Here is a 12,210-nt window from a genome sequence, read left to right as displayed (position 1 = left end):
AGATGAACATGAAAATTAAAAAAATATTAAATAACAGTGTTGTGATCTCTCTGGATGAAGCAGAAAAAGAAATTATCGTCATGGGAAAAGGGATTGCCTACGCTAAAAAAGTAGGTGATGAGATAACATCTGAACAAATAACTAAAAAATTTATCTTAAGCCCTAAAAATTGTCCGCAGAGAGTGCTCGACCTTTTATCGAATATTACGTTAGATTACGTAGAAATAGCAGACAATATTATTCAGTATGCAAAAGAAAAAATGACCTTAGATACACAAGATAGTATCTATATTGCATTGATCGACCATATTCAAGCCAGTATTGAACGGTATAAAGAAGGGACTTTTATAAGAAATAAAATATTGTGGGAGATAAAAAATTTCTATTGTGAAGAGTTTGATATTGGTCTTTATGGTTTAAAATTAATTAATGATAGATTTAATATTTCAATGCCAGAAGATGAAGCAGGATTTATTGCATTACATATTGCCAGTATTAGAACAAACGATAATATTCAGCAAACCTACAAAGTGACCCACTTTATCCAAAGCATTACTAATATAGTTAAATATTATTTAAATATAGAGTACGACATAGAGTCGTTAAATTATCGTCGTTTTGTGACACATCTTCGCTATTTCTCCATCCGACTATTTTCACAACCTGAAAATGATCATGAGCCTTTAGAAAATGAGTTACTCGATATAATAAAAGACAAGTACCATCAACCTTATATGTGCTGTTTAAAAATAAGTAAATTTATTAAAGATAAATATAATTGCACCTTAGATGACAATGAAATTTTATATCTAATAATCCATATTGCAAAAATTGCAGAGGATAATAAAAAGATGAATAAATAAAAAACATGCCGTAATAATAAATCATTTAAATTTAGTTGGTTAGGTGATAACCAACGCTATCCATATATCTTTAATTTATTTTTACAGAATAAATAAAAGGCAATATTATGAATTATAAAGAATTTGCAAAACAAATTCTCGCTATTGTTGGTGGCGAGGATAATATAAAGTCATTAGTACACTGCTCCACTCGATTACGTTTTACATTACATAATGAAGATAAAATTGATCCTTCAAAAGCCAAAGCGAATAGTAAAATATTATCTGACGTGATGAAGGGAGGACAATATCAACTGGTTATCGGTAATGATGTTGATAAAGTATTTAATGAACTAACAAAAATGATAAAAACAAATAATATTCCTCATGATAATAATAAAGACCAGAAGAAACAGTCTATCGTAAATAAAGTATTATCAGCAATTACTGGCTCTATCGCTCCGGTTATCCCTCTGTTAGCGGGTGCCGGTATGGGGAAAGTTTTACTAATTGTATTAACGATGCTCGGTTGGTTGGATAAAAGTGACCAAACCTATTATATCCTTAACTTTATCTTTAATACGGCCTTCTATTTTATGCCGGTATTTATTGGTTTCTCGGCAGCGAAAATATTTAATTGTAACCAATATTTAGCTGCGATGGTCTGTTTAGCGATGGTCAGTCCTGAATGGACAAGCTTAGTTAAAGCCGGTGAGCCTGTTGAGTTTATGCATATTCCTGTTGCTTTGGTTAAATATTCATCTCAGCTGATCCCTGCCTTAATTACTGTCTGGATGATGTCTTATATAGAACGATTTATTGCTCGAATTGTGCCAGAAATGGTTAAAGTGTTTATGGTGCCATTATTGGTGATTTTGGTTTCTACGCCAATTGCGTTGATTGCGGTTGGTCCTGTCACTTCATGGTTCGCGCAATTAATTGCTGATGGGGTGATCTTAATCCAAGAGCATACTGGCTTTATTGCTATTCCATTATTAGTGGCCATTTATCCATGGCTAGTGTCTATTGGTATGCATAAAGCACTTAGTCCCGTCAGTATTATGTTAGTGGAGCAAAAAGGTTTTGACCCCATTATTCGTGTGATGGCGCTATGTTCTAATATGTCTCAGGCTGCTGCTTCTTTAGCTGTTTCTGTTCGTACTAAAAACAAAACATTAAAACAATTAGCTTTTTCTGCCAGTATTACCGCCTTTTTTGGTGGTATAACTGAACCTGCTATGTACGGTGTGAACCTGAAACTGAAAAAACCAATGTACGCTTGTATGATTGGTGGTGCTATTGCGGGATTATTTGCCGGTATTGTTAAGTTAAAAGCATTCGTTTATGTCACTCCGGGCTTATTAAGTTTACCAATGTGGATATCTGATACGGATAACCAAGTGGTAAATGCAATAATTACCTTATTGATTGCCAGTGTAGCCACTTTTATTGCAACGCTTATTATTGGTTTTGATGATCCTACTGACGATCCAATCCGTGACGAAGAAGAAAATAATAAACAAGCTGCATCAACCAACAAAAAACCACAAACACCTGATAATAAATTACCGGTTGGGTTAATTTCACCACTTCAAGGTAAAACGGTTGCACTTTCAGAAGTTAATGATGAAACATTTGCCTCTGGCATTATGGGACCTGGCATTGCAATTATCCCCACAACAGGAAAAGTGATTGCACCTGCAGATGGCGTTGTTGATATTACCTTTTCTTCTGGTCATGCGATTGGCTTAACACTAGTTAACAATATCGAAATGTTGATCCATGTGGGGATTGATACTGTTAACTTAGCAGGACAGCACTTCACATGCTGTGTAGTTAAAGGTCAGAAAGTTAAAAAAGGCGATACGCTAATTGAATTTGATTTAGATGCGATAATAGCTGCCGGCTATGATCCAACAACGATGATCATCATTACTAATGATGATCATAAGCTAGACGTTGTTCAGACTGATAAAAAACATGTCGACCAAAATACAGTTTTACTTACTGTGGGTTAAATACGGTGTTATCTAGCTTACTACGAGTCACTATTATTGCACGACCATTTATAATGGAAGAATTAATAGAGGTACTTCTTTATGATTTATGCTGATTTACATGTTCACACAAACCATAGTGATGGTGTTTGTGAAATAAAAGATGTCCTTGAAAATGCGTTTAGAAACGGTATTAAGACTATAGCTATTACTGATCACGATACAACCAATCATTACGATGAAATTTACCGTGAAGGGGAGCGTCTTGGATTAAATATCGTCAAAGGTGTTGAAATGAGTTGTTATGACTTTGACGTCTATAAGAAAGTCCATGTAGTGGGGCTTTGGCTTAACGAAAAAACGCCCAACGTTGACAAGTTGTGTGATAACACACTCAACTGTCGTGATCAGTTTCACCGAGAATTAATATTATCTCTCAATCAACAAGGCTATGATATTTGTTATGAAGATGCGAAAAAGTTTTCAAAATATAATATTGTTTTTAAAATGAATATATTCCAAGCATTGAGAGAAAAGTATCCCGAGGAAATGACCAAAGAGCGCTATAAACAACTTTTTGGATCTAAAACAAAAATAGAAACGGATTTAAAAATGGGATATATCCCTGTTAATGAAGGTATTGCTGCTATTTTACAAGATGGTGGTATTCCTATACTTGCTCATCCGTGTGTCTATGGTAACTATGATGAAATAGAAAAATATGTTCAGTTTGGTTTGAAAGGATTAGAAATAAGCCACTCTAGAATGAAGCCTATCGACTATGAATTGACCCAAAATTATGCCAATAAATTTGGTTTGCTAAAAAGTGGAGGTAGCGATTTCCATGATCCTGCGTTACTTAAATTTGGTGATTTTGGCTTAAATCAAGCACAATTTGAGACTTTAAAAAAAGAAGCAAATAAGTAATCAGTTGTCTGATTTGATATGGTAAAACGATTAAAGGGCGTGTTAGAAATTCTGTGTCATTCCAGTAAACTACCTCAAAAAGAAATGACTGATAACACAACCTTTCGATTTTGATAAAGCCCTAAAAGCACTTCAAGAGGGGCAGGCTTTGACCGCATCCTGCCCCCATTAATTAAACAGTCAACAGAGGCGCATTATCCGCCGAATTAGACTCTCATTTACTTCAATGACATTAAAACTAATCATCGAAATGGGACTACCAAAAAGACGATTAAAACCCCAACAGGTAACTTTGAGCTAGCAACCCTATGCGACCGCAATGGCTTTTTTGAACCACAATTGGTAAAAAAACACCAAACGACGCTATCTAATGAGATTGAGCACAAGATTACACATCTTTTTGCATATCCATTTAAAGCTGATTATTTATTGTTTGATTTGCTGGTATTTTTTATTAAAACAGCATTTAAACCTATGAGTAGTCGTTCTGTCGCCACACCTCTATGCTTTTGAATATTCATGCTTTGTAAGGCTGTCTGGAGCTACATAAGACCGATGGCTTACCTTCCCGCCCTGAACCATCAAAAATCACTGTATACTCGCTTTTAGAGCCTTCTATTGTTGCATTGATAATCGTTTGCTTTTCAAGACATTCTAATGGTTGATAGCTCGAAGACATCTTTTCTACCTAAGAGGTTATTAACAAGAATATCAGGCTAGGTTTTGGGGCTATTTTAGCGATAGCACCGAGTTTATTGGTTTTATATTAAAACACATTATCTCGACGTTAAAAGAAAGAATTGAAAATAGCGAATATCGGATATTTATAAATGCATTAAAAAATATTTATAAATATATAACGTTATATTTAAGTAAATATACGTTACTAATCAACTTACAATACTCTTATAAAGAGAGTTGTTGTTATACTTCAAATAAAATTAATAAATAATAGTCATTAATTATTAAACTCATTATAGTTTATAGCGAGTTTGCTACTTAATAATATAATGAGGGATTATGAAAAAGAGTATATTGGCATCGATAATAAGTCTTTTATTAATATCAGTCGTTGGTTGTGATAATTCAAATACAGGAACACCTTCACAAGATAAAAATAAGACAGAACAAACAACACAATCTAAGCCTGAGTCAGAAAATATTCAATCCGATGAAGTTCAATTTAGTCAAAAAACTGAGAAAGGTAACTTGTGGTTAGCCGCGTTTAATGAAGATTTTGGCCCCATTATGCAGAAAAAAACGGGCAGACCAGCAGGCATAATTAATGTTGATCTTTTAGATAATACCAAGAAGGTGCTAGAAAATTTAAGTTCTGACAAAGGTAAAACAATTGATTTAACGCCTTTTAAAGTGATTGAGACTGAAACTGATCAAATAAAGAGATTGAAAGCAAGTAGTACTATCATGTCAGTAAGAGATGTTTTCTCTATACATTTGAGTGAATCGGGTGCAGAAACCGTCCAAGGATCTTTTGAATTTATGAAAACACTTCCTCCTACACTCCCAGAATTAGATGTTGTGGGTAATGCTTATGGTGAGAGTTATGTTGATTTATATGGAAAATTATTGAAACTTGGCGATTATCTCGTTGTAAAAGAAACTTATCGCTTAGATGATTTTGCACAAGCAAATACTTTGTATGAAGATGTGAGAAATGCTTATATCAAACTAATTGATGATAAAGAAAAAGCCACTGAGGCATATGAAAACTATTATCAAGCAATGCATATTGAAGAACTTGAATTAGTGAAAAAGGCAGGCTTAGTTGTTCGTTATCAAATTATGCAATCATTGGATACAGTAACGAATACACTTGATTCAATCAATCCCGATAAAATTGATGTAGCTGCACTTTCTGCGGCAATTACCAAAATTGAAGCACAATCAATTGAATTAGAAAAATTATTTGGTAATGAAGCATTGATGAATAAAGAAAATATGAAAGGCACTGATTATTCGGTTCAAAAATATTTAAAATGGTATCAACAGCTTATTATTGAGTTAAAAGTATTAGAGAAAAAACTCAAGGAGAATAAAGATATATCAGGTAACATAGATACGATTTCAAATCAGTATAAATACTTGATACAGAATTATAATTCTTTAATAGCAAAATAATATTTACGTTATTAAAATATAAATCGCACTTTTATAGTGCGATTTTTCTTGGAAAAATTTGTTTTTTTATTAAGCATTAAATGATGGTTAGAAAACGATGTTCCAAAGGCATGCTCAGAAGAGTCTTGAAATAGCATGGAATGCTAGGAAAAAAATATTAAGAATGTAATCTGTCTTTATATAACTAAATTCTAAATTAATGATAAGTATTTATTCTTAAATTGGAACCTGTTTTATTATTGTATTGCTATTTATTTTTGCGCTTTGGCTTAATTTTACTGATAAGAAAATGTGTTTTTATCAGCGCAATATAGGACTATCTATATGGACGTACTACGTTTTTTACTTTCTCTCCCTTTTAAACTGATCCGTTTACTGGGATGGATCATTGTTTTTTGTATTCGTTTTTTAGAGAAGATACTTCGCCCATTTATAGGGAAAATACAATGGAGTACGCCCGTCTGGATTGACGTTGTAACCCATCATTTACGAAAAATTGAGTCTGGTATAGTGAGTCACCCTAAAACTGCATTAGGCTCTATTATTTTTCTTATTGCTGCGTCATTTGGTAGCTATTATGGTTATCACAGTTATCTCAATCGACCCGTTCCTATCGATGTAGCACCTATCGTTGTACAAAATGTTAATGTGAAACTTATCGGTCCAGAACAAATCGATTATGCAAATGATAAGCCTCAATCACAGAAAATCATTTTATCATTTTCTCGGTCTGCGGCACCGATTACGCTTATTGATAAAGAAGTCACTGAAGGTGTGACATTAACACCTTCGGTTGATGGTAACTGGCAGTGGCAAAATGGCTCAACCCTTGTTTTTACCGCCAAGAAACCTTTCGCTATGGGCAGAGAATATCAAATTCAACTTGATGAAACTAAATTATTAGCACCACAGTTTTCGTTAAAATCAAACAAGTATGAGTTTAAAACCGCCCCTTTTGACTATCATTTAGGGAATAGTGAGTTTTATCAAGATCCACAAAATCCATCCCAAAAACATGCCATAATTAAGATCTCGTTTAACGCGCCTGTTGATATTCAGAGTTTTGAAAAACGCCTTTCAATGAAATATGGCGACAATGAAAAGCTGAAATACACCATCAATTACGATAATAAAAAATTAACGGCTTGGGTTCACTCAGAGCAATTAGCGCTAAAAGATATTAATAGTAAGGTTTTTCTTAAAATTGACCCCGGTATTGCCACAACAGTAACAGCGAATACAACATCAAAAGAAAAAACATATTATGTTGAGATCCCCAGTCTATATAGCCTGAATATTTCAAATATAGAAAGTGAGCTGGTTGAGTCTGAAAATGGAAAAGATGCGCGGGTACTGATCATTTCATTAAGTGATGAATTAAATGAAAAAGAGATAAAAAACGAAGTTTCTGCGTGGTTATTACCTCAACACAATTTAGAATTAGAAAATACGGATATTCGCCAAGATGAAGACGATTATTACGATTGGAACCTGAATGATGTCAGTCAAACTATTCTTGCTCAGTCAGAGAAGTTAACACTTGAGATGAATGATAATGAGCAAGAAAACCAAGCTAGTTTTGCTTTTAAATACAATGCGCCAGCTTATCGCTACATATTGGTCAAAATCCCTAGCGGGATAATATCTGTGGGCGGATATCAATTAAAAGAAGATCGCTATCAAATCGTCAGTGTGCCTGATTATCCGAAAATGTTGAACTTTGTGTCTGAAGGTGCTTTGCTTGCCATGACAGGGGATAAGCAGATCACTGTTTCAGCTCGCAATTTACCCGGGCTACAACTTGATATAAAACGAGTTATTCCAAGTCAGTTACAACACATCGTTTCTTTTAAAGATAAATATTTTACATCAACAAACTTTAATCGTCTCAATGATGAGTATTTTACTGAGCATTTTACGTATCAAACCGCGCTGGATGATGAAAATAAAGGTGAAATTCAGTATAAAGGGATTGATTTAAGCCGTTATTTATCTGCTGATCCTAATGCTAAACGTGGAATATTTTTATTAAAACTGACTGCTTGGGATCCGAATAAAGCATCAAGACCAGACGATGAAGACGACGAGTATTATGAAGATGACGAAGATGAAGAAGTTTCTGATGCACGCTTTATTGTTGTCACTGACTTAGGGATCATCGCTAAATCATCGATTGATGGTTCTCGAGATGTCTTCGTACAATCTATCTATAACGGTGCGCCCGTTAGTGATGCGAAAGTCTCCGTTATTGCTAAAAATGGAACAACATTACTGAGTAAAACGACTCGCGCTGATGGTCATGTCGCTTTTCCTAATCTTAAAGATTTTAGAAATGAGCAGACCGCTGTTCTTTTTTTAGTTGAAAAAGAGGGCGATATTTCATTTTTACCAACAGATGCTTATTACGATAGGAAACTCAGCCTATCTCGCTTTAATATTTATGGTGATGATACACCAAAAGATCCCCGTACTCTTGATAGTTTCTTATTTTCGGATAGAGGCGTTTATCGACCGGGTGAAACGTTCAATATTGGCCTTATTACACGTACCTTTGACTGGAAAACAGCCTTGGAAGGTATCCCTTTACGCGTTGAAATTCGAGATCCTCGTAATACATTGATGTTAAATCAATCAATGGTATTAAACGAATTTGGTTTCAACGAATTAAACTATACCACATCAGAAAATTCGCCTACTGGAGATTGGAATATCTATCTCTATTTAGTCGGTAAAAATAATAAAGATGCTAGTTTATTAGGTAGTACAACGATTATGGTTAAAGAGTTTGAACCTGACTTACTTAAAGTTGCACTTAATCTGACGCCAGATAGACAACAGGGATGGGTGAAACCTTCTGAATTAAAAGCTTCAATCGATGTACAAAATTTATTTGGTACTCCAGCACAAGATAGACGTGTTGTTTCCAAATTAACTTTAAGGCCAATTTATCCTAATTTTTCACGTTATTCTGATTATCGTTTTTATGAAAACCGTCGTAATCACGACAGCTTTGAAACCGATTTAGAAGAAACAACAACGAATGCAGAAGGGCTAGCTGAGATTGATTTAGGTTTAACATCTTATGATGATGCTACTTATCAATTACAACTTATCTCTGAAGCGTTTGATGCGGGGAGCGGTCGTTCTGTAACAGCAGCTGCGCGTGTTATGGTATCTCCTCATGATTATCTGATTGGTGTAAAAGCCGATGGAACGCTTGATTATATTAATCAAAATGCACAGCGGAACCTTACTTTTATTGCGATTGATCCAACATTAACACAAATTTCTCAAGAGTCATTAACACTAGAACGCTATGAGAAAAAGTATCTCTCTGTTTTAACTCGACAAAATTCAGGCGTTTATAAATATCAATCTAAACTTAAAGAAGTATTTATTGATGATGTTCCTTTTTCTATTAATGAAAAGGGAAGCTCTTTTGCATTAGAAACACAAACACCAGGTAACTTTGTATTATTAATCAAAAATAAAGAGGGCAGTGTACTTAATCGCATTAATTATACTGTTGCGGGTAATGCGAATGTGACTCGCTCACTTGATCGCGAAGCGGAGTTACAACTCACTTTAAATAAAGACACATATAAAACGGATGAAGAGATCGAAATTGCTATTAATGCCCCTTATGTGGGGAGTGGTATTATCACGATAGAAAAGGACAAGGTGTATTCTTGGCAATGGTTTACATCTTCAACAACAAATTCGGTACAAAAAATCCGAGTACCTGCAGAATTGGAAGGCAATGGATATATCAATGTTCAATTTGTTAGAGATATAAACTCTGATGAAATATTCATGAGCCCTCTTAGTTATGGGGTTGTGCCGTTTAAAATAAGTCGTGAAAATTACCAAGCTCAAATTGAATTAGAGTCACCAGATGTTATTAAACCGGGTGATACCTTACCGATTACAGTAAAAACAGATACCTCACAACAAGTTGCGGTTTTTGCCGTTGATGAAGGTATCTTGCAAGTTGCTCGATATAAATTAAAAGATCCATTGGATTACTTCTTCCGTAAACGTTCATTAGAAGTTGAAAGCACGCAAATACTGGATCTTATTCTACCTGAATTTAGCAAAATGATGTCATTGGCTTCAGCGCCAGGAGGGGATGCAGGGGAAGCCGTTGATCTCTATCTGAATCCATTTAAACGCAAGAAAGAAGCGCCTGTTGCTTATTGGTCTGGTATTACGGAAGTTGATGGCGAAGCTATTTTTAACTATAAAGTGCCAGAGTATTTTAATGGCAAAATAAGAGTCATGGCAGTTTCCGTTACACCAACTCGTATCGGGAATATGCAACGCTATACGACTGTACGTGATGATTTTGTATTAAGTCCTCATATTCCTACAACAGTGGCGCCTAATGATGAATTTGATGTCACTTTAGGGATTGCAAATAACCAAACAGATCTTAACGGTACAGCAACAAAACTCGATGTGACGATAACACCAGAGCCTCAATTAGAGGTTATCGGACAGAACCGTTATCAACTGACATTAGGTGAGAAAAAAGAAACGGTTGTTTCCTTTAGACTAAAAGCAAAATCACAATTGGGTAATGGTGCTATTACGTTCTCAGTGAATGCGGATGGCAAAGTTACCCAGAGAACAGTAAATCTCTCTATTCGTCCAGCTTCAGCTTATCGTACTCAATCAAGCTTAGGCCGTATGGATGGTAAAGAGCAGAGTGTTACGTCTATTCGCCAAATGTATGATGAGTATGCAAAAAGGGATGCACGTGTTTCTTACTCGCCTTTAGTACTAAGCAGTGCATTGGCACAATACCTTGCTAATTATCCTTATAATTGTTCAGAGCAAATAACAAGTCAGGCAATACCGTTGCTATTCCATCAACGTAATCCTGAAATGAAGACGATATATTCACAAGATAAAATTCGTACTCAACTTGAACAGACTATGGCGACATTACTGACTCGTCAAAATGGTCAAGGTGCTATTGGAACATGGCGTTCAACACCATCAACGGATCCATTTGTGACTTTATATGTCGTTCAATTCTTACTTGAGGCACAAGAAGCGAATTATCCTGTTTCTGAAACACTTTTACGATCATCCAACGAATACTTAACTAAGCTGGCCGTCAATACAGGATTGAATAATCAAGACGAACTGAGAATGCGTGCTTTCGCTGTTTATTTATTAACACGTCAAGGTAAGGTGACTACGGGGGAAATTGCAGCGATCCAAACACGAATGCAAAAAAATTACCCAAAAACATGGCAGAGTGACTTAGGCGCTTTATATTTAGCGGCTTCTTACAAAATGCTGAAAATGGATAAACAAGCGGATGAGTTATTAAAACCTACATGGCAAGAGCTAAGTAAAGCTTATAGGAAAGCGTGGTGGTCACATAACTATTTAGATCCTCTGATCCAAGACAGTACAAGGCTATATTTGATTGTGAAGCATTTCCCAGAAAAAGCGCGAGATATTCCGCCACAACTACTGGAAAATATGGTAATGAGTTTTAAGGAAGAGCGCTATACCACGCAATCATCTGCAATGAGTATCTTGGCATTAGAGTATTACACTAAACAGATCCAAAATATGACAACGCCAACTCAGCCATTAACAGTGAGCGTAAAAAGTGGTGAAAACCCACCTATTGTTATTTCATCTATGATAAATGCCACTGCGATAGGTCAATTTAAAGCGGGTATTAAAGAGATCTTATTTAATAATCCAACGAATAATGCGGCTTGGTATGTTGTCACACAATCTGGTTTTGATAGCGAACCGCCTAAAAAAGCAATTTCACGAGGATTAGAAATTTCTCGTGATTATGTGAATGAAAAAGGTGAGGTTGTTAATAGCGCAACCTTAGGTGAAAAGCTTTATGTACATATAAAAATTAGAGCGAATGCAAAACAAGGTGTGAATAATGTTGTGCTGGTGGACTTACTGCCCGGAGGCTTTGAAGTCGTACAACAATCAATGGACGATGTGGATAACTCTGAAGTCGAATGGTTATCACCAACGGGAACTAAAGGAACGCGATGGTCACCAGAATACAGCGATATTCGAGAAGATCGTGTCATTATTTATGGTACTGCGACTCAACAAGTACAAGAGTTTGTCTATCAAATTAAAGCCACTAATTCGGGAATATTCGCTATACCGCCAGCATTTGCTGAAGCTATGTATGACAGGGAAATACAAGCTTTAGCAATAGGTAAAGGTGTTATGACGGTCAATAAACAGAGACAAAATAATGGTAATGTAAAATGAAACTAATTGAAGTTTCAGGTGCTTGTTTCTGGTTG

At 35.3% G+C, this 12,210-nt stretch carries 6 protein-coding genes and 1 pseudogene; 6 read left to right on the top strand and 1 reads right to left on the bottom strand.

The features are described 5' to 3' along the window. The first annotated feature begins 2 nt into the window (after positions 1 to 2). The 4 genes and pseudogenes from licT to SB028_RS15315 form a co-directional block, all read left to right on the top strand. Positions 3 to 863: a BglG family transcription antiterminator LicT gene (gene licT / locus SB028_RS15330; RefSeq protein WP_077885074.1), complete on the top strand. Its 861-nt coding sequence runs from the start codon at positions 3 to 5 to the stop codon at positions 861 to 863. 107 nt (positions 864 to 970) lie between these two features. After that, positions 971 to 2,860 carry a beta-glucoside-specific PTS transporter subunit IIABC gene (locus SB028_RS15325; protein ID WP_069367300.1) on the top strand — a complete coding sequence of 630 codons (1,890 nt, stop codon included), beginning with the start codon at positions 971 to 973 and terminating at the stop codon, positions 2,858 to 2,860. Between the two features lie 81 nt (positions 2,861 to 2,941). Next, on the top strand, positions 2,942 to 3,766 hold the full coding sequence (locus SB028_RS15320) for a PHP domain-containing protein (protein WP_069367301.1): 825 nt from the start codon (positions 2,942 to 2,944) through the stop codon (positions 3,764 to 3,766). Positions 3,767 to 3,857: 91 nt separating this feature from the next. Beyond that, positions 3,858 to 4,171: pseudogene (locus tag SB028_RS15315) on the top strand (transposase); the annotation flags it as partial. A gap of 112 nt (positions 4,172 to 4,283) precedes the next feature. Here the strand turns inward: SB028_RS15315 and SB028_RS15310 are convergent. Continuing rightward, positions 4,284 to 4,445 carry a hypothetical protein gene (locus SB028_RS15310; protein ID WP_248620079.1) on the bottom strand — a complete coding sequence of 54 codons (162 nt, stop codon included), beginning with the start codon at positions 4,443 to 4,445 and terminating at the stop codon, positions 4,284 to 4,286. 341 nt (positions 4,446 to 4,786) lie between these two features. On the opposite strand from SB028_RS15310, the gene SB028_RS15305 reads away from it, so the two are divergent. Together SB028_RS15305 and SB028_RS15300 are read left to right on the top strand one after the other, a co-directional pair. Further along, positions 4,787 to 5,905, top strand: a complete 1,119-nt coding sequence (locus SB028_RS15305) for a DUF3829 domain-containing protein (protein ID WP_069367302.1) — start codon at positions 4,787 to 4,789, stop codon at positions 5,903 to 5,905. Between the two features lie 324 nt (positions 5,906 to 6,229). Continuing rightward, entirely contained in the window at positions 6,230 to 12,175 is a 5,946-nt protein-coding gene (locus tag SB028_RS15300; protein ID WP_069367303.1) for an alpha-2-macroglobulin family protein, read from the top strand. The last annotated feature ends 35 nt before the right edge of the window (positions 12,176 to 12,210 follow it).

It is taken from the genome of Proteus vulgaris, from assembly GCF_033708015.1.
Taxonomy (GTDB): Bacteria; Pseudomonadota; Gammaproteobacteria; order Enterobacterales; family Enterobacteriaceae; genus Proteus.
This window is presented reverse-complemented; position numbering and strand designations above follow the sequence as displayed.